Source organism: Cellulomonas persica (genome assembly GCF_007989825.1).
In the GTDB taxonomy this organism is placed as follows: Bacteria; Actinomycetota; Actinomycetes; order Actinomycetales; family Cellulomonadaceae; genus Cellulomonas; species Cellulomonas persica.
Genome location: NZ_BJUA01000027.1, coordinates 1 through 17,434 on the forward strand (window position 1 = coordinate 1; position 17,434 = coordinate 17,434).

The 17,434-nt window shown below is 73.5% G+C and carries 19 protein-coding genes; 2 read left to right on the forward strand and 17 right to left on the reverse strand.

Annotated features, from left to right (window positions below):
• The 4 genes from CPE01_RS15755 to csrA form a co-directional block, all read right to left on the reverse strand.
• A partial coding sequence (locus CPE01_RS15755) for a Tar ligand binding domain-containing protein (RefSeq protein ID WP_146807755.1) occupies window positions 1–943 on the reverse strand: 943 nt, incomplete at its 3' end.
• An 89-nt stretch (window positions 944–1,032) separates the two neighbouring features.
• Complete coding sequence (locus CPE01_RS15760) at window positions 1,033–1,449, reverse strand: chemotaxis protein CheW (protein WP_146807756.1); 417 nt, start codon at window positions 1,447–1,449, stop codon at window positions 1,033–1,035.
• Window positions 1,446–3,926, reverse strand: a complete 2,481-nt coding sequence (locus CPE01_RS15765; RefSeq protein WP_146807757.1) for a chemotaxis protein CheA — start codon at window positions 3,924–3,926, stop codon at window positions 1,446–1,448. Before CPE01_RS15765 ends, CPE01_RS15760 begins: the two co-directional genes overlap by 4 nt.
• Window positions 3,927–4,178: 252 nt before the next feature.
• Entirely contained in the window at window positions 4,179–4,460 is a 282-nt protein-coding gene (gene csrA, locus CPE01_RS15770) for a carbon storage regulator CsrA (RefSeq protein WP_146807758.1), read from the reverse strand.
• 61 nt (window positions 4,461–4,521) lie between these two features.
• Between csrA and CPE01_RS15775 the strand changes: the two genes are divergently transcribed.
• Together CPE01_RS15775 and CPE01_RS15780 are read left to right on the forward strand one after the other, a co-directional pair.
• Window positions 4,522–5,127 carry a hypothetical protein gene (locus tag CPE01_RS15775; RefSeq protein ID WP_146807759.1) on the forward strand — a complete coding sequence of 202 codons (606 nt, stop codon included), beginning with the start codon at window positions 4,522–4,524 and terminating at the stop codon, window positions 5,125–5,127.
• A 71-nt stretch (window positions 5,128–5,198) separates the two neighbouring features.
• Window positions 5,199–5,774, forward strand: coding sequence for a hypothetical protein (locus tag CPE01_RS15780; RefSeq protein WP_146807760.1), 576 nt, complete (start codon window positions 5,199–5,201; stop codon window positions 5,772–5,774).
• Between the two features lie 22 nt (window positions 5,775–5,796).
• On the opposite strand, the gene CPE01_RS15785 is transcribed toward CPE01_RS15780, so the two are convergent.
• From CPE01_RS15785 to CPE01_RS15845, 13 genes are all read right to left on the reverse strand, one after another.
• On the reverse strand, window positions 5,797–6,903 hold the full coding sequence (locus CPE01_RS15785; protein ID WP_146807761.1) for a hypothetical protein: 1,107 nt from the start codon (window positions 6,901–6,903) through the stop codon (window positions 5,797–5,799).
• Window positions 6,881–8,941 (reverse strand): flagellar biosynthesis protein FlhA, encoded by a 2,061-nt coding sequence (locus CPE01_RS15790; protein WP_146807762.1) that lies wholly within the window; start codon window positions 8,939–8,941, stop codon window positions 6,881–6,883. Before CPE01_RS15790 ends, CPE01_RS15785 begins: the two co-directional genes overlap by 23 nt.
• Window positions 8,938–10,119 carry an EscU/YscU/HrcU family type III secretion system export apparatus switch protein gene (locus tag CPE01_RS15795; RefSeq protein ID WP_146807763.1) on the reverse strand — a complete coding sequence of 394 codons (1,182 nt, stop codon included), beginning with the start codon at window positions 10,117–10,119 and terminating at the stop codon, window positions 8,938–8,940. Before CPE01_RS15795 ends, CPE01_RS15790 begins: the two co-directional genes overlap by 4 nt.
• On the reverse strand, window positions 10,116–10,883 hold the full coding sequence (locus tag CPE01_RS15800; RefSeq protein WP_186811589.1) for a flagellar biosynthetic protein FliR: 768 nt from the start codon (window positions 10,881–10,883) through the stop codon (window positions 10,116–10,118). Before CPE01_RS15800 ends, CPE01_RS15795 begins: the two co-directional genes overlap by 4 nt.
• Before the next feature lies 1 nt (window position 10,884).
• Window positions 10,885–11,157: a flagellar biosynthesis protein FliQ gene (fliQ, locus tag CPE01_RS15805; protein ID WP_146807764.1), complete on the reverse strand. Its 273-nt coding sequence runs from the start codon at window positions 11,155–11,157 to the stop codon at window positions 10,885–10,887.
• Complete coding sequence (gene fliP / locus CPE01_RS15810; protein ID WP_488193153.1) at window positions 11,157–12,020, reverse strand: flagellar type III secretion system pore protein FliP; 864 nt, start codon at window positions 12,018–12,020, stop codon at window positions 11,157–11,159. The genes fliQ and fliP overlap by 1 nt, the downstream gene beginning before the upstream one ends.
• Window positions 12,017–12,517: a flagellar biosynthetic protein FliO gene (locus tag CPE01_RS15815; protein ID WP_146807765.1), complete on the reverse strand. Its 501-nt coding sequence runs from the start codon at window positions 12,515–12,517 to the stop codon at window positions 12,017–12,019. The genes fliP and CPE01_RS15815 overlap by 4 nt, the downstream gene beginning before the upstream one ends.
• A 4-nt stretch (window positions 12,518–12,521) precedes the next feature.
• Window positions 12,522–13,235, reverse strand: coding sequence for a flagellar motor switch protein FliN (fliN, locus tag CPE01_RS15820; RefSeq protein ID WP_146807766.1), 714 nt, complete (start codon window positions 13,233–13,235; stop codon window positions 12,522–12,524).
• Complete coding sequence (locus CPE01_RS15825; RefSeq protein ID WP_146807767.1) at window positions 13,232–14,170, reverse strand: flagellar motor switch protein FliM; 939 nt, start codon at window positions 14,168–14,170, stop codon at window positions 13,232–13,234. The genes fliN and CPE01_RS15825 overlap by 4 nt, the downstream gene beginning before the upstream one ends.
• Before the next feature lie 219 nt (window positions 14,171–14,389).
• Window positions 14,390–14,914 carry a flagellar basal body-associated FliL family protein gene (locus CPE01_RS15830; protein ID WP_146807768.1) on the reverse strand — a complete coding sequence of 175 codons (525 nt, stop codon included), beginning with the start codon at window positions 14,912–14,914 and terminating at the stop codon, window positions 14,390–14,392.
• Between the two features lie 5 nt (window positions 14,915–14,919).
• On the reverse strand, window positions 14,920–15,825 hold the full coding sequence (locus CPE01_RS15835) for an OmpA/MotB family protein (protein WP_146807769.1): 906 nt from the start codon (window positions 15,823–15,825) through the stop codon (window positions 14,920–14,922).
• Complete coding sequence (locus CPE01_RS15840; protein WP_146807770.1) at window positions 15,822–16,598, reverse strand: motility protein A; 777 nt, start codon at window positions 16,596–16,598, stop codon at window positions 15,822–15,824. The genes CPE01_RS15835 and CPE01_RS15840 overlap by 4 nt, the downstream gene beginning before the upstream one ends.
• Window positions 16,598–16,882: a flagellar FlbD family protein gene (locus CPE01_RS15845; RefSeq protein ID WP_146807771.1), complete on the reverse strand. Its 285-nt coding sequence runs from the start codon at window positions 16,880–16,882 to the stop codon at window positions 16,598–16,600. Before CPE01_RS15845 ends, CPE01_RS15840 begins: the two co-directional genes overlap by 1 nt.
• Window positions 16,883–17,434 lie beyond the last annotated feature (552 nt).

A 17,434-nucleotide genomic window follows, 5' to 3' on the forward strand; every position in this document is an offset into this window, starting at 1 on the left:
CGACGACACCCGCCTGCGCGGACGTCTCCTCGGAGGTCGAGCCGACCTGCTGCGACGCTGCGGCCAGCTCCTCGGCGGCGGCGGCGACCGTCTGCGCGGTCTCGACGACACCCCCGAGCGTCTCGCGGACCGAGGCCTGGGCGGCCGCGAGGGCCGTCGCCATGCGGCCCACCTCGTCCGCGCTCTCGACGTGCGCGACGACCGTGAGGTCACCCTGCGCCATGGCCTCGAGCGAGCCCTGCACCTGGCTCACCGAGCGGCGGATACCCCGCACCACGAACCACCCCAGCGTCATCGAGACGACGAGGGCGGCGGCCAGCGCGACGATCATGACGGTCTTCGCGCTCGCCGTGCGCGAGGTCGCGGAGTCCGCCATGCCGTGCACGTAGGCCGTGATCTCCGCCGCCACGGTGTCGAGGTCGGCCGCGTAGGCGTCGATGAGCGGCTGGGCGACGTCGTCCCGGACCTGGGCGTAGGCCGCGAGGTCGTTGCCCTGGGCCGCGGGGACGAGCTGGCCGTCGCGCACGTCGAGGAACGCGTCGTAGTTCGCGAGGAACTGCACCCAGGAGTCGATGCCGCCGGCCTCCGTCGCCGTGAACGCGTCGATCTGGGCGTTGAGCTCGGCGTCGTTGGCCGCGAGCTTCTTCGTCCACGTGTCCTTGTCGGCACGCGTCTGCGACGCCGCGATCTGCGCGATGAGGAGCCGACCCTTGATCTGGTTCTGGTGCACCATCGCACGGACGTCGGTGATCTCGTCCTGCATGGTCGCGACGGTCGCGAGGTCGTCCTTCGACCGCTCGAGCGACGAGAGCGCGTACCAGCCGCACGCCACGGCGACGATGCCGAGGAGGCCGAAGACGGAGAAGATCTTCGTCTGCAGTCCACGGTCGGAGAACCAGCGGGCGCGACGCGGTCGCGCCTGCACGGCGGGGGTGGTGCTCATGAGGCCTCCTTGGAAGTGTCGCGGTGGTGGTGGGTCGACCGATCAGGTCGACGGCGCCATCGCGCCGAACGGTGGTGGTGTCCCTGCGCTCAGGCCGCGGCGGCCTCGTCGACGTCGAGGACGAGCAGCAGGCGCTCGTCGAGCGTGCAGGCAGCCCGGATGAGCGGGCGGATCGCGGGGTCGAGGGTGTCCGGTGGAGCCTCGACCCGGTCGGGCTCGACGTCGACCACGTCGCCGATCTCGTCGACCAGGAGGCTGACGGTCTCGCCGCCCACCTGGACGACGACCATCATCTGCTGGGCGTCCTCGCCCACCGGCGGCAGCCCCAGGCGCGGCCGCAGGTCCACCGTGAGGACCACCTGGCCGCGCAGGTTCACCAGGCCGGCGACCCCCTCGGGGGCCAGCGGGACCCGCGTGCGGGCGTGCGCACGCAGCGCCTCCTGCACACGCTGGACGTCGACGCCGTAGAGGCCGTCGTCGACCGTGAACGTCACATAGCTGCTCATCGCGTCGCTCCCACGAGCTCGTCGAGACCGGCGAACACGTCGTCCGGCGCAGGGTCGTCGTAGAACTCGCGGTCGGCCGCGAGGATGGCCGAGCGCACGTCGAGCAGCTCGGTGACCTTCTCGCCCAGGACCGTCGATCCGGTCAGGCCGTTGTCGTCGATGCTCGAGTGCTTCGTGACCTCGTCCTCGACGATGTCGATGATCTCCTCGACGACCAGGCCGACCGAGCGGCTGCCGCGCGTGTACACGACGAGCAGCAGCTCGTCGGACTCGCGCGCGTACGTGCCCAGGAGCCGGTCGAGGCGGGCCAGCGGCAGGATCGTGCCGCGGTACTGCACGACCTCACGGCCGCCCACGAGCTCGACCTGCTCGGCCCGCACGTGCTCGAGACGCGCGACCGACGCGAGCGGCATCGCGACCCGACGGCCGCCGCCGATGCCCGCGACGAGCACCTGCTCGACCTCGGCGCGAGCAGCCGTCGTCTCCTCGCCACCGCGCGCCGACAGCTCGCTGTCGCGCGAGATCGCGCGCCGCGCGATCGCCTGCACGTCGAGGATGAGCGCGACGCGGCCGTCGCCGAGCACCGTGGCACCCGAGTAGATCCCGATGGCCTTGAGCCGTGCCGCCAGCGGCGTCACGACGATCTCCTCCGTGGTCAGCACGCGGTCGACGAGCAGGCCGAAGCGCTGCTGGTCCGCCTGCACGACCGCGATCACCGCGGGCTGCTCGTCCTGCGGCACCTCGACACCGAGGACGCCCGCGAGCGACACGAGCGGGAGCAGCTCGCCACGCAGCCGGTAGACGGGGGCGGCGTGCACGTACTCGATGCCCGAGTCCGAGCGCTGCGCGTCGAGCGCGACGAGCTCGACCACGTGCACCTGCGGCAGCGCGTACAGGTCGCCCGCGCACTCCACGGACAGCGACGGCATGATCGCCAGCGTCAGCGGGATCCGCAGGCGCCACACCGTGCCCGCACCCACGGCCGACTCGACGTCGACCGTGCCGCCGATCGCCTCGATGCGCGTGCGCACGACGTCCATGCCGACACCGCGGCCCGAGACGTTCGTGACCTTCTCGGCGGTCGAGAAGCCCGGCAGGAACAGCAGCTGGAGCAGCTCGTTCGCGCTCATCGCCGCGACCTGCTCGGCGGTCCGCAGACCCTTGGCGACGGCCTTGGCGGCGACGACGTCGGGGTCGATGCCCTGGCCGTCGTCCCGGACCTCGACCGAGACCTGCCCTCCCGCGTGCGAGGCGCGCAGCTCGAGCAGACCCTGCGCGGGCTTGCCCGCGGCCGTCCGCACCTCGGGCGGCTCGATGCCGTGGTCGACGGCGTTGCGGACCAGGTGGGTCAGCGGGTCCTTGACGGCCTCGAGGAGGCTGCGGTCGAGCTCGGTGTCTCCGCCGACCATCTCGAGGCGCACCTCGCGGCCGCACATCGCGGCCAGGTCGCGCACGACGCGCGGCATCTTCGACCACACGTGCTCGATGGGCTGCATGCGGGTGCGCATGACGCCCTCCTGCAGCTCCGAGGCGATGAGGTTGAGCTGCTGCGCGGAGCGCGCCAGGTCCACGTCCTGCGCCGACGACGCGAGACGGCTGATCCGGTTGCGGGTCAGGACGAGCTCGCCGACCTGCCGCATGAGCTGGTCGAGCAGCTCGACGTCCACGCGGATCGAGGAGTCCGCGGCGTTGCGCTGCGTGCCGATCTCGTCGCCGGGCACGCCGGCCTCCGACGAGCGCGGGGTGGGGATCAGACCGGTACGCCCGTTCTCGGCGGTCCGTGCGGCAGCGGGCGTCGTCGCGGGCGTGGTGGGGGCGGGCGGGACCTGCTCGTCCACGGGTGCGGCCTCCTCGGGCGTGTCGTCCTGCTCGGCGGGCGCGTCGTCCGCCGCGTCCGGCTCGTCCTGCTCGGCGGGCGCTGCGCCGGTCGGGGCGGGGACGGCGTCGGCCGGGGTCGTCTCGGCCGGGGTCGTCTCGGACGGGATGGTCTCGGCCGCGGTGGTCTCGCTCGGGGCGGAATCCGACGAGGCGGAGTCCGACGAGGAGGGGTCCGACGAGGTGGGGCGCGCCGCCGCCACGGGTGCGCCGGCGGGCTCGTCGTGCACGCGGGTGATCGCCGCGACGGCGGGCTCGACGTCCACGTCGCCCTCGCCACCGGTCCGCTCGATCTCGCGGAGCAGGTCACGCACGGTGTCGACCATGAGCAGCAGGACGTCGGTCGTCGGCTGGTCCATCGAGCGGCGCCCGTCACGCAGGTCCACGAGCAGGTTCTCGCCCACGTGGGCGACCCGCTCGAGCCGGTTGAACGCCAGGAACCCGCTGGTCCCCTTGATCGTGTGGATCGTCCGGAACACGCTGCTCAGCAGCTCGCGCGACCCGGGAGTCTCCTCGAGCGCGACCAGGTCGCGGTCGAGCTGGTCGAGGTTCTCGTGGCTCTCGACCAGGAACTCGTGGACGATCTCGTCGATCTCCTCCATGACACCCTCCTGCAGGGGGCTGTCGATGCCGCCCGGCGACCCGTCTCATCGGCTGCACGACGCGCGTTCTGAGGTGTGCGCGGCGCGAACCTGGAGGCGGTGCGAACCGGGGTGCACGTCGACGTGCACACAAGGCGGCTGTCTGTCCGGGGACGCCGGACGGGCGGCTCAGGCGCGGGGACGGCGACGGGCCAGGTCAACCGCGTTCAGGCGCGCGCACGGCGCGCACCGGGGGGACCGCAGGAGGCTGCGTCAGCCGTGCTCGGGGTCCGCGGGCGCACCGGCGACGGGCGCGCCAGGGCCGGGGCGGATCGACCGCAGCGCGGCGGCGGCCGCCTCGGCGGCGTCGTCGGCGACCGAGGCGCCGACGTTCTCGGCGCGGACGGCCTCGAGCACCTCGGCACGGTGGACCTTCACCGAGCGGGGTGCGTCGATGCCGATCCGCACGCCGTCGCCGCGGACGTCGATGATCGTGACGACGATCCCGTCGCCGATCACGACGCTCTCGCCGGCACGGCGGGTGAGCACGAGCATGCTCGCGACAATACCGGAGCGAACCGCTCAGCCCGACTGCCCGCGCGTCGATCAGACGGGCGTGGCCGCCCACGACGCCCCCGCCCGCCCGGCGCTGCTCGCCGGCGAGAGCGTCCCTGTGCTGCTCACGCGCCGCACCGCGCGCGTCGAGGACCGTCCGCGGCGTCGCGCACGCACGAAGGACCGCTGGCGGCGCGCCCTGGCGGTCCTGCTCGTCGGCGTCAGCGCGGTCGCGGTCGGCATCGCGGTCCGGCAGACGGCCGAGGCGAGCGACCTCGCGACGAACGCGCGTGTGCAGCCCGGCACCGCGCTGCGCCTCGAGCTGCCCGACGTCCCGGGCGTGGTCGCGGCCGCCGACCACGTGACGCTGCCCAGTGCGGTGCTCGACGGCCTGGTCCCGGGCGACGTCCGGACGTTCACCGTGCAGGTGTCGAACGACGCGGACGCCGACGTGCTCGTGACGTCCGCGTTCGCGTGGGCGCCTGTGCCCTCGGGCCAGGGCTTCGTCGACGAGCCCGAGGTCCGTGTCGAGGGCGTACCCCCGCAGCTCGGGCCCGGTGAGTCGGTCGTCGCGACGGTCCGGGTCTCGACGCCCGAGAGCTGGGATGCGGCAAATCGTGGACGTACGGGTCGCCTCGTCGTACGGTTCGTCGGTATGCAGGCGTAATCACGCCGCAGGACCGCGGTCACGCGGGTGAGGTTCGTCCCGCCGACGCGGGCCCCAGCACGGCACGAGGCATGAAGTCCAGCAACCAGTCCGATGACGACGACCTCGTCGTGCGTTACGGACAGACCCAGCGCGAGCTCGACGAGCTCACCGAGCTCCGCCGTGCGGAGCTCGACCTCGACGACCCCGGACTCGAGGCCCTGGCGGTGCTCGACCTCGCGGTGAGCAGCTCGCGGGGCCCCGACGGGCCGCTCGTCGTCGCGTGCCTGGCGATGATCGGGCGGCAGGCGCAGGCCGCGGTCGTGCTCGCACGCGGCGCGCTGGCCGCGCCGGCCGACCAGCCGGCGTCGGTGACCGCGCAGTGGCTGTCCGGGGCGCTCGAGGTGAGCGTCATCCCGCCCGGGTCGACGCCCTACGTCGAGTGGCTGACGCCTGCCGAGCAGTGGGTCCCGGCCGAGGCGGCCTCGATCGCCGACCACTGCGGCTTCCTGCTGGACGAGCTGACGCGCGTCGAGCAGCACCTCGACCGCGTCCCGCCCGACGACCGCGCGGCCCGCACGCGGGAAGCCTCCGCCGTGCGGCAGACCCTGACGGACGCGCGCGACGCCTGGCGCACGCTCGCGTCGCACACCCCCTCGGCGTCCTGACCGGGCGGGCGGGCGCCCCGGCTCACCAGCCCGCGGAGCCGCCGTCGAGCGCGCGGTCGAACGCCGACGCCCAGGCCGTGGGCGTCGCGGGGATGCCGTCGAACCACGCGACGGGTGTGTCGAGCGCGAGCACCGCACCCGGCTCGGCCGTGTCGAACAGCCCGCGGACGGCGAGCGCGTCGAACGGTCCGACGTCGGCGAGCCACGCCCGCGCGTCCGCGGTGCGCGTGCGCGCGTCGACCACGGCCCACGCCTGGTCACCGGCGAACGCGCGCAGCAGGTCGCGTCCCGCCTGGCGCTCGTCGGGCCCGTCCCCGACGGCGAGCGCGACGACCCACGCGTGCGCGGCCCGGCCCGCGGTCGCGCGCCACGCCTCGGCAGCGGCGGCGTCGGCGGGCCGCTGGCGCGTCGGACGGCCGCGCCCGGTGCCCGCACGGGCCACCGGGGTCCCGGCGAGCACGACCGCGTCGGACGGCAGGTCGAGCCGGTCGGCGACGAGCGTCGCGGTCGTGTCCACGACGCCCGGCGCACCGGCGACGACGAGCACGCGGCCCGGATCGCGCTGCGGCACGGGCGCGGGCGGGAGCGCGGCGGCCCACGCCGAGATCGTCGTGGGACGGTGCGCGAGCAACGACTCCGGGACGCCGAGCTCGGCGAGCCGGCGCACGAACGGCTCGGGCTGCGGCTCGGGCGGGCGCGACGCGACGACCTCGGTGCGCACGACCTCGGTCCGCATGGACTGGTGCGCGGCGACCGGCAGTCCCCCGCCCTCGCCGGCCAGCGCGCGGACCTGCGCGAGCACGTCCGCGAACGCCTCGCCGCCCGTCGAGACCACGGGCACCGCGGGCGCACCCGGCAGGCCCGAGGCGTCGTCGGCCTGGTCGGCCGCGTCGACGAGGTCCTCGATGCTCGCGGGCGCGGCGCGGCGCAGGCGGGGGTGCGGCGGCGCGGCCACCCGGTCCGGCACGTCGACGGTCAGCTCGTAGTGCTCACGCTGGAAGAAGCCCGCGAAGCCGCCGCTGCGCACGCGTTCGGCGCTGACGACCCGCGCGTCGGGTCCGAGCTCGGTGGCGACGTGCTGCAGCAGCGCCGCCAGCTCCGCGCCCTCAAGCAGCAATCGCGTGGCCACCGTTCACCACCTGGGTCGTCTCGACGGTCACTCCCGCGCCGGTCACCTCGGCGTAGGACAGGACGGGAAGGCGCGGCAGGCCGAGCGCGACGAGCCGGCGCAGCGCGGGCCGGATCGTCGGCGCGCACACCAGCACCACGGAGCGGCCGCTCGCCTCGGCCTGCGAGACGGACTCGCGCAGCTGGCGCAGCACCGCGTCGACGCGCACCGGGTCGACGACGAGCTGCGAGCCGCCGTCGCCGGGGCGCAGGCCCTCGAGCAGCGACTGCTCGAGCATCGGGTCGAGCGTCACGACGCGCAGCACGCCGTCCTCGACGTGCGGCGCCGCGAGTGCCGGGCCGAGAGCGGCGCGGGCGGCCTCGACGAGCTGCTCGGGCTCGGTGCTCGTGCGGGCGCGCAGCGTGAGCGCCTCGTAGATGCGGCCGAGGTCGCGGATCGGGACCTCCTCGGCGAGCAGGCCCTGCAGCACGCGCTGGACCTCGCCGAGGCTCATGAGGTTGGGGATCAGCTCCTCGACGACCGAGGGGTTGACGCGCTTGACGCCCTCGGTGAGCACGCGGACGTCCTCGCGTGTCATGAGGCGCGCCGCGTTCTGCTGCACGAGCGCACCCAGGTGCGTGATGAGCACGGACACGCGGTCGACGACCGTCGCCCCCGCGAGCTCGGCGGCATGCCGCAGCTCGGCGGGCACCCACTTGCCGGGCAGCCCGAACACGGGCTCGACCACGGGCGTGCCGGGCAGCGCCGCGAGGTCGTCGCCGAGCGCGAGCACGCGCCCCGCGGGTGCCTGCCCGCGGCCGACCTCGACCCCCGCGACCCGCACCGCGTACGTGGAGGTCGGCAGGTCGACGCTGTCGCGCGTCCGCACGGGCGGCACGACGATGCCGAGCTCGAGCGCGACCTTGCGGCGCAGCGCGCGCACGCGGCCGAGCAGGTCGCCGTCGGGGCCCTCCCCCACGAGCGAGACCAGGTCGGGCGCGAGCAGCACCTCGAGCACGTGCACCCGCATCTGCTCGATGAGCTGCTCGGGCGAGTCGGACGACGGCTGCGAGACAGCCGCGCCCGCCGCGGCAGCGTCCGCCTCGGCACCGGCCTTGCGCTCGGCGGTCTTGATCCGCTGCGAGGTGATGAGCAGGACCGAGCCCACGAGGATGAACGGCAGCTTCGGCATGCCGGGGATCAGGGCGAGGACGATCGCGCCGGCGCCCGCGATCATGAGCGCGGTGCGCGACTGCGTGAGCTGACCCGCGGCCGCGGTGCCCATGTCGCCCTCGGCGGTCGAGCGGGTCACGACGATGCCGGTGGCGACCGAGAGCAGCAGCGCGGGGATCTGGGTGACCAGGCCGTCGCCGATCGTCAGCAGGCTGAACCGCTGCAGCGCCTCGTCGGGCGTCATCCCCATCTGCACCATGCCGATGACGAACCCACCGATGAGGTTGATGACCGTGATGACGATGCCCGCGATCGCGTCACCCTTGACGAACTTCGAGCCACCGTCCATCGCGCCGTAGAAGTCGGCCTCGGCGGCCACGTCCGCGCGTCGCCTGCGGGCCGTGTCCTCGTCGATCAGGCCCGAGTTGAGGTCGGCGTCGATCGCCATCTGCTTGCCGGGCATCGCGTCGAGCGTGAACCGCGCGCCGACCTCGGCGACGCGGCCGGCACCGTTCGTGATCACGACGAACTGGATGACGACGAGGATCAGGAAGATCACGAGGCCGATCACGAGCGACCCGCCGACGACGAAGTGCCCGAACGCGTCGATCACCTGCCCGGCGTACCCGTCGCGCAGCACGAGCCGCGTGGAGGCGACGTTGAGGCCCAGCCGGAACAGCGTGAGGACCAGGATCAGGGACGGGAACACCGAGAAGTCGAGCGGTCGCTTGACGTACATCGCGGTGAGCAGCACCACGAGCGAGCCCGTGATGTTCACGACGATCAGCATGTCGAGCAGCGCTGCGGGCAGCGGCACGACGAGCAGCAGGACGACGCCGACGACTCCTGCCGGCACCGCCATGGGCGCGATCGAGCGGTTCTTCACGGCGTCCTCCCGGAGGTCGCGGTCGTCGTGCCGGCCCGGGCGGGCCGGCGGGCCGCGCGTGCGGCGGCCCGGTGGTCGGTGGAGTCGTCGGGCGACAGGGTCGGCCCGGTGGCGAGACGGTGGTGGCCCGCGGCCGCGCCGCGGCGGCGCAGGGACATGACGAACGCGAGGACCGTCGCCACGGCGGTGAACAGGTGCGCGGGGATCTCCTGCCCGAGCTCGCACGACGCGTGCAGCGCACGCGCGAGCGGGACGTCCTCGACCATCGGCACGCGGTGCTCGGACGCGAGCGCGCGCAGCTTGGCGGCCACCGCGCCCGCGCCCTTGGCGACGACCCGCGGCGCACCGGTCCCGGGCTCGTAGCGCAGCGCGACCGCGACGTGCGTCGGGTTCACCAGCAGCACGTCGGCGCTCGCGACCTCGGCGAGCATGCGGTTGCGGCTCATCGCCATCTGCCGCGAGCGGATCTGCCCCTTGACCATCGGGTCGCCGTCGGTGCGCTTGTGCTCCTCCTTGACCTCGCGCTGGGTCATGCGGGTCTGCTTGCGGTTGCGGCGGATCACGACGAACACGTCGAACGCCGCGAGGAGCAGACCGGCGCAGATGCCCAGGCGCATCAGGTTCGTCGCCCCGCCGCCCGCACGCGAGAGCAGCTCACCGAGCGGCAGGCGGCCCGAGGCCAGCACGAGCGGCACCATCGCCTGGATCGCGCTGTACAGCACGATCCCGACCGCCGCGCTCTTGAGCAGGGTCTTGGCGCCCTGCCACCAGGCCTGCTTGCCGACGAGCCGCGCCACGGCCGACTTCGGCTTGAGGTGGTCGAGCACGATCCGGAACCGGCGCGGGCGCCAGCCGCCCTGCGCGATGCCGACCGCGAGTGCGACCGCGACGACGACGGCGAACATCGGCCCGAGCGTGCCCAGGAGGCTGCCGAGCCCGTCCGTCAGCGCGGCCATCGCACCGTCGGTCGTCGGGTTGCGGGCGACCTGGCGGATCGTGGCGACCTGCTGCTCGGCGGCGGCCTGCGCGCGGCTGACCAGGGCGGGCAGCACGAGTGCCGCGGCGCCCAGCCCGAGCCACGCGGACAGGTCCTGCGAACGTCCGAGCTGACCCTTGCGGATCACGTCCTTCATCCGCTGCGGGGTGGCCTTCTCGGTGCGCTCCTGCCCGTCGCTCATGGCAGCACCCCCATCAGGTCGGCCACGGACCGGCCGGTGAGCGCCTCGACGACGTGGGGCAGGCCGACGACCGCGAACCCGGACATGATCAGGGTCAGCAGCACCTTGAGCGGGAAGCCCAGCGCGAACGCGTTGAGCGCGGGTGCGACGCGCGTCAGCAGGCCCAGGCCCACGTCCGCGAGGAACAGCACGACGACCATCGGTCCGGCGATCTGCAGCGCCGCGAGGAACAGCTGGCCGACTCCGCCGGCGAGGTTCTCCGCGACCGCTCCCGGGTCGAGGATCGCGTCGACCGGCAACGCGTCGAACGTGCGCACGAGCCCGCCGAGGACCACGAGGTAGCCGTCGGAGGCGAACAGCAGCACGAGCGCGAGCAGCTGGTAGAAGCGCTGGAACACCGCGCCGCTCGTCATGCCGAGCGGGTCGTACCCGGACGACACCTGGAAGCCGCCGAAGATGTCGATGAACCCGCCCGCGGACTGCAGCGCGGAGAACACCATGAGCACGCCGAAGCCGAGCGCGGCGCCCACGAGCGCCTGCGCGACGAGCGCCGCCACGAACGCGGGCGTGCTGTCGTCGGCCAGCGGCTCGATGCGCGGCGAGACCGCGAGCGCCAGGCCCAGCGACAGCGCGACCTTGACCTGTGCGGGGATCGCGCGGTGCGAGAACGGCGGCGCGAGCACGAAGAACGCGGCGAACCGCACGCTCGCGAGCATCACGGTCTCGACCTGGACGAGCGGCACCGTCAGCGCGATCGGCCCCACGTCAGCCGCCGACCAGCGAGGGGATGCGCGCGAAGAGCTCGTGCGTGAACGTGACGACCTCGGTGATCATCCAGTGCCCGCAGACCATGAGCGCCACGCCCGCGGCGAGCGCCTTGGGCACGAAGCTGAGCGTGATCTCCTGGATCTGGGTCACGGACTGCACGAGCGAGACCACGAAGCCGACGACGAGCGCGCTGACCAGCACGGGAGCGGCGAGCTTGGCGGCGAGCACGAGCGCGTCGAAGGCGACGTCGAGGACGGCGTTGGTATCCATCAACCGCTCCCGGTGTAGGAGCTGATGAGGGACGTGACGATCAGGCTCCAGCCGTCGACGAGGACGAACAGCAGGATCTTGAACGGCAGCGAGATCATCACCGGCGGGAGCATCATCATGCCCATCGCCATCAGGACCGCGGACACCACGAGGTCGATGACGAGGAACGGCACGAAGATGACGAAGCCCATGATGAACGCCGAGCGCAGCTCGGAGAGCAGGAACGCGGGCACGAGGTGGGTCAGCTCGACGTCGGCGGGCGTCGCCGGGTTCGGCACGTCCGCGGCACGGGTCAGCAGCGCAAGGTCCTGCTCCCGCGTGTGCGCGAGCATGAACTCGCGCAGCGGCCCCTGGCCCACCTCGACGGCCTGGCTGAACGAGAACTCACCGTTGAGGTAGGGCTGCACCGCAGAGTCGTTGACGTCGCCCAGCACGGGCGACATCACGAACATCGACAGGAACAGCGCGAGGCCCGCGAGCACCTGGTTCGGCGGGACGCCCTGCAGGCCGAGCGCGTTCCGGGTCAGCGCGAGGACGACGAAGATCTTGGTGAAGCTCGTCATCATCAGGACGAGCGCGGGCGCGACCGACAGCAGCGTGATCGCGATCAGCACGACGACCGACGAGCTCGGCGTGCCGTTGACGCCGTTCAGCGAGACCGAGACGGAGTCGCCGGGGGTCGTCGGCGCGGGCGGCGGCGTGGTGGCCGCCGACGACGGGCCCGCGAGGAGCACGCCGACGACCGCGAGCGCGAGCGTCACGACGAGCAGCACGAGCGTGCGCTGGATCCAGGGCCGGGCGCCGCGTGCCGCCCCGAGGTCCACCGCGCCTGTCGGCGCTGCCCCGGCGACGACGCGCGTCACCGTCTGACCGTCCGGTCCTGCAGCGTGCGCACCAGCGAGCGCCAGGTCTCGGGCGCGAGCACCGAACCCGCGAGCGGGCCACCCTGCGCCTCGCCGGGCTTGCCGGCCGCCCCCACCGCGGCCGCAATCCCGTCGTGCGCCTTCTTCACCGGCTTGGCCCGCTCGAGCTGCGGGGCCGGTCTGGCTGCCGTCGCCCGTTTGCGCGGCTCGGCGCCCGGAGGCGGCTCGGGCGGTGGCACGACCGGTCCGAGCTCGCTGAGCATCGTCACCTGCTGCTCGCCGTAGCCCACCAGGAGCCGGCGCGTCCCGATGGCCACGACCGCGACCCCCGAGTGCCGACCGATCCCGTGCCGACCCACGACGCGCACGTCGTGCTCGTCGCCGCCGCGCTTCGTCGCGCGCGCGGGTGCACCCAGGCGGCGCCCCGCGTACCAGATCAGCCCGACGACGCACGCCAGCGACAGCAGCACGCGCGCGGCGAGCATGAGCTCGTCCATGGCCTCAGCGCCCGTCCTCGTCGGTGATGATCTCGGTGATCCGCACGCCGTAGGCCTCGTCGACCACGACGATCTCGCCGCGCGCGATGAGGCGGCCGTTGACCATCACGTCGGCGGGGCTGCCCGCTGCGCGGTCGAGCTCGAGCACCGTGCCGGGGACCAGGTCGAGGACCTGGCGGACCGGGAGCGTCGTGCGGCCGATCTGCGCCGTGAGGGTCATGTCGACGTCGTAGAGCATGCGCATCGAGCCGCGCTGCGTCGGGACCCGGCCCGCGGGAGCGGCCGGCGCTGCGGTCTGGCCGGCGCGCACGCGCACCGCGAACCACGCGACCGCGACGCCGTCGTGCTCGAGTGCGAACACCTCGGCACCGGGCACGAGCACCTGCTGCACCGGCTCGGTGCGCACCTGCTCGAGCACGCCCGCGCCGAGCGCCTGCGCCGCGGCCTCGAGCGCGGGACGCAGCGCGTCACCGGGGGCGAGCCGCGCGCCAGCGGCGGCACCGGCCGCCTCGACGTCCGCGAGCGCGTCGGCCGCGACGAACAGCAGGTCCGCGCTCGGCGCGCCGACGAACGTGGCGACCACGGCGTCGAGCCCGGTCGGCACGTCGCTCGCGGCGCACGGCACGGCCGTGAGCGGGACCGTCGAGGGCACGAGGGCCGCAGCGGCCTGCGCCACCGCGCTCGCGTCGACGGCGACGTTCTGGGAGGTGATGGTCATGCGCGGTTCTCCTCGGTGACGGCGACGACCCGGCACGCGAGCCGCGGCCCGTGGCTGCCGATCGCGGCCTTGGCGAGCACGACGTCGTCGACGACGACGTCGAGGGGCTCGGTGGACGGGTGGGTGAGCGGAAGGACGTCGCCGACGGCGAGCGCCAGCACGTCGCGCGGCTGGACCGTGATGGGCGCGAAGCGCACGCCGACCTCGACCGGCACGGCGGCGACCGCGTGCGTCAGGTCCTCCTGCGCCGCCATGGCCTTGCGGCGGTCCTCGGGGCTGGTGGCGACCACGCCGTCCGCGACCTGCAGCGCGGAGACCATGTGCTCGCCCGGGAGCATGAGCGTGAGCGTGTCCTCACGCTCACCGACACGCAGGCGGAACGTCGCGACGAGCACCGCGTCGGTCGCGGCCGCGGCCTGCACGAACTGCGGGTTGTACTGCACCGAGCGGATGTCCAGGCTGAGGCGGGTGATGCCCGCGAACGCGTACTCCATGTCGGCGAGCGCGTGCTCGAGCAGCTCGCGCACGAGCGTCAGCTCGATGTCGGTGAGCTCGCGACCGGGGCGGTCGTCGCCGCGTCCGTCGCCGCCGAACAGGTAGTCGACCCACACCATCGTCGCGGCGACGGGAAGCTGGAGCACCCCGGTCTGACCGGTGGGCTGGACGCTGCACAGGACCATCGCGGTCGGCGTGGGCAGCCCCGCGATGTACTCCTCGTAGGTGTGCAGCGCGATGTGCTCGAGCTCGAGCGCGCTGACGGCCCGCAGACGCGCCGTGAGCTGCGTGCCGAACTGCCGGGCGAGCCGGCCGAACGCCATCTCGAGGTGGCGGGCGTGCTCGCGCACGAGGGTGAGCGGCCGACGGAAGTCGTACGGCTCCACCTGCGGCTCACGGGTGCTCCCGGGTGCACCCGGGGCAGTGTCGAGGACGGTCACGGCCGATCCATCGGCGGGCAGGCGCCAGTTGTGAGCAGTTGCGGCGGGTCGTGCTGACCGGGTCGCTCGAGGCGTCGACCGCGGGCGTCACGCGCCTGCGTGATCTGCGCGCCGGCCCTCCGTGGCCGGGTCCCCTCGCGGGGCGCGCAGCGGTGCGGCGCCCTCCATGGCGCCCTGGTGCCGCCGGCCTGGCCGGCGGGTGCAGCGAGCTGTCGTGCGCTACTGCGTGACGTAGTTGGTCAGGTAGACCCCCATCACCTCGCCCTCGTAGACCTCCGAGAGCCGCTGGGCGAGCTCGTCGCGCAGCTCCTCGCGCGTGTCCGGGTCCGAGACCTCCGCGACCGTGCGCCCCGAGAACAGGGCGATCGCGTGGTCGATCGCGACCGCGGGGTCCGGCGCCTCGTGCGCGTCCGCGGTCAGCTGCAGCGAGAAGCCGAGGCGCAGGTAGTGGCCGCCCGCCAGGTTGAGGCTCACGGGCTCGACGGCGACGACCTCGCCCTTCTCGGGCGCCTTCTCCTCGACCGGGGCCGCGGCACCGTCCTGCGGGCGCAGCACGAACCACCACGTCGCCGCGGCCGCGACGAGCAGTACGACGACGACCAGGGCGACGACGAGGCCCTTGCCACCCTTGGCCTTGGCGGGCTCGGGCGCGGGCTCCGGCGCGGGCTTGCCGATCTTGGCGCCGCCGATCTTGCCGGCGCCGATCTTGACGCCGGACCCGACGACCCTCTGCTCCACGGGCACGGCACTCACTCCTTGGTCATGGCGGGCACGAGGGCTCGCACGGTCTCGGGCGCGTCGGACAGGATCACCAGGTCCACGCGGCGGTTGGTCTCCATGGCGGCGCCGCTCTTGCCGCCGACGAGGGGCCGCTGGTCACCGAAGCCGACCGCCATGATGCGGGCGCCCGGCATGCCGTCCTTCTCGACGAGGTGCCGCAGCACCTGCGTCGCGCGGTCGGTCGACAGCTCCCAGTTGGTCGCGTACCGGCCCGAGATCGGCAGCACGTTGGCGTGGCCCTCGACCGAGATCTGCTCCTGCAGGCCCCGCAGGGTGGGCGCCGCCGCGTCGAGCACCCGGCGGGCCGTCGGCGTCAGGTCGGCGCTCGCCGCCGCGAAGAACACGTCGTCGGCGACGAGGCCCAGGACGAGCCCGCGCTCGTCGACCCGGAACCGCACCGCATCGCCGAGCCGGGCGGCGTCGAGCGCCTTCTGGATCGCCGCACGGATCTCGGCCAGGTGCTCGGCCTCGGCCTTCGCCGCCGCCATGAGGTCCGGGTCGACCGCCTCGGTGGACTCGGCGGGCGCCGGGTTCGCGCCCTGCTCGCCGAGTCCCAGGTCGGCGTCGACCATGCCCGCGGTGCCGTTGGCCGGGTTGGTCTGCGGGACGATCGACTCGCCGTCGAGGTTGCCCGCGCTGCCGTCGAGGATCGAGTCGCTGCCGGTGCGGTCCTGGAAGCCCTGGGCGAGCGACTGGCGCAGCGCCTCGTACTTCTCCTGGTCGACCTGGCTGATCGCGAACAGCACGATGAACAGCGCCATGAGCACGGTGATCATGTCGGAGTAGCTCACGAGCCACCGCTCGTGGTTCACGTGCTCCTCGTGGTCGCCGCCACCGCGCCGCGACCGACGTCGCGACGACCCGTGGCCGCTCACGCCGCCGCCTTGTCGGGCTCCGTCATCAGGTCCGACGGGATCAGGGAGCGCAGGCGCTCACCGACGACACGCGGGTTGGACCCGGCCTGCACCGCGAGCAGACCCTCGAGCGTGACCTCCATGTGCGCGCACTCGAGGTCCGACATCCGCCTGATGCGGGTCGACAGCGGCAGCCAGATGACGTTGGCCGACAGGATGCCCCAGAGGGTCGCGACGAACGCGGCCGCGATGGAGTGGCCCAGCGTCGCCGGCTCCGACAGGTTCTCGAGCACGTGCACGAGCGAGATGACCGTGCCGATGATGCCGATCGTCGGGGCGTAGCCACCCATGTCCTGGAAGTACTTGGAGTTGACCCGGTCCTGCGTGCGCTTGGTCTGGATCTTGTCCTCGAGGATGATCCGCAGGTCCTCCGGGTCGGTGCCGTCGATCGCGGCCTGCAGACCCGTGCGCAGGAACTCGTCGTCGATGTCGCGCGCCGCGTCCTCGAGCGCGAGCAGACCCTCGCGCCGGGCGCGGTCGGCCAGCGAGACCACCGTGTCGACCGTCGCGGACGGGTCCGGCGCCTTGGAGCGCAACGCGGCGGGCACCGCGGCGAACGCGTTCTTCACGTCGCGCAGCGTGTGGCCCGCGATGCCGACGCCGATCGTGCCGATCCACACCAGCAGCAGCGGTGCGGGCAGCATGATCGACATGGGCTGGGCGCCCTCGAGGATCATGGCGCCGAAGATCGCTACGAGTGCGACCCCGATGCCGATGAGGCCTGCCGGATCCATCACACGCTCCGAGGTCGTAGAGGCAGCGGGGGCTCGATGCGCTCGTCGTCGTCCCGGTCGGGGACGGCCATGAGCCGCGCGGTGGACCGGAGCTCCTGCGACCGGGCCAGCACCTGGGCCGCTCGCTCGTCGATCAGGCTGATGATCTCGACGAGCGGCTCGGCGACGATGTACTTGGTCCCGTCGACCAGCGTGACGATGGTGTCCGGCGCGCTCTCGACACGCTGGATGAGATCAGAGTTGATCCCGAACCTGTCGCCCGTCAGGCGAGTCACGACGATCATGGCGAGTCCCGTCCTTGGTCCTTCGTGCGGCAGACGCCGCGGTCGGGCCCGTCCGTGGGCCTTCGAGCCTCTCCATCGGTCGACTCGTCGCAGTTGTGAGGCGAACAACCGTCCAGTTCCCAGGCACCAAGCTGCCTGCGCGGACGACCACGGCCCACGACGGCCACGACGGCCACGACGGACGGGCAGCGACGACGGCGCCCGACTGCCGGGGACGACCGCCGGGGACGACAGCCGCAGTCGGACGGCGACAGCCGCAGGGCGGGAGGTCGCCCTGCGGCTGTCGTGGTGGTGCGTGCCGGCCGGTGGGGTCGTCGGCCGTGCTCGACGACGCCCGCGCGAGGTGCGGCTGCGCGGGCGTCGCCGGGCGGCGCCGGCCCGGACGAGGTCGGTCCGGGTGCGGCGAGTCCGGCTGCGGTGCGTCCGGCTGCGGTGAGTCCGGGTGCGGTCAGTAGAGACGCGCGTCGACGACAGCCTGCGTGATCGTCTGGTCGAAGGCCTGGTCGAGCACGATCGTCTTGCGCGGCTGCTGCTCGCCGTTGTGGGCCTTCG

Excerpts from the sequence above, each read along its gene's own strand:
- CPE01_RS15760 (WP_146807756.1), bottom strand. The coding sequence starts at position 1,449 with ATGAGCAGCTATGTGACGTTCACGGTCGACGACGGCCTCTACGGCGTC.
- CPE01_RS15765 (WP_146807757.1), bottom strand. The coding sequence starts at position 3,926 with ATGGAGGAGATCGACGAGATCGTCCACGAGTTCCTGGTCGAGAGCCAC.
- csrA (WP_146807758.1), bottom strand. The coding sequence starts at position 4,460 with ATGCTCGTGCTCACCCGCCGTGCCGGCGAGAGCGTCGTGATCGGCGAC.
- CPE01_RS15780 (WP_146807760.1), top strand. The coding sequence starts at position 5,199 with ATGAAGTCCAGCAACCAGTCCGATGACGACGACCTCGTCGTGCGTTAC.
- CPE01_RS15795 (WP_146807763.1), bottom strand. The coding sequence starts at position 10,119 with ATGAGCGACGGGCAGGAGCGCACCGAGAAGGCCACCCCGCAGCGGATG.
- fliQ (WP_146807764.1), bottom strand. The coding sequence starts at position 11,157 with ATGGATACCAACGCCGTCCTCGACGTCGCCTTCGACGCGCTCGTGCTC.
- CPE01_RS15815 (WP_146807765.1), bottom strand. The coding sequence starts at position 12,517 with ATGGACGAGCTCATGCTCGCCGCGCGCGTGCTGCTGTCGCTGGCGTGC.
- fliN (WP_146807766.1), bottom strand. The coding sequence starts at position 13,235 with ATGACCATCACCTCCCAGAACGTCGCCGTCGACGCGAGCGCGGTGGCG.
- CPE01_RS15840 (WP_146807770.1), bottom strand. The coding sequence starts at position 16,598 with ATGGATCCGGCAGGCCTCATCGGCATCGGGGTCGCACTCGTAGCGATC.
- CPE01_RS15845 (WP_146807771.1), bottom strand. The coding sequence starts at position 16,882 with ATGATCGTCGTGACTCGCCTGACGGGCGACAGGTTCGGGATCAACTCT.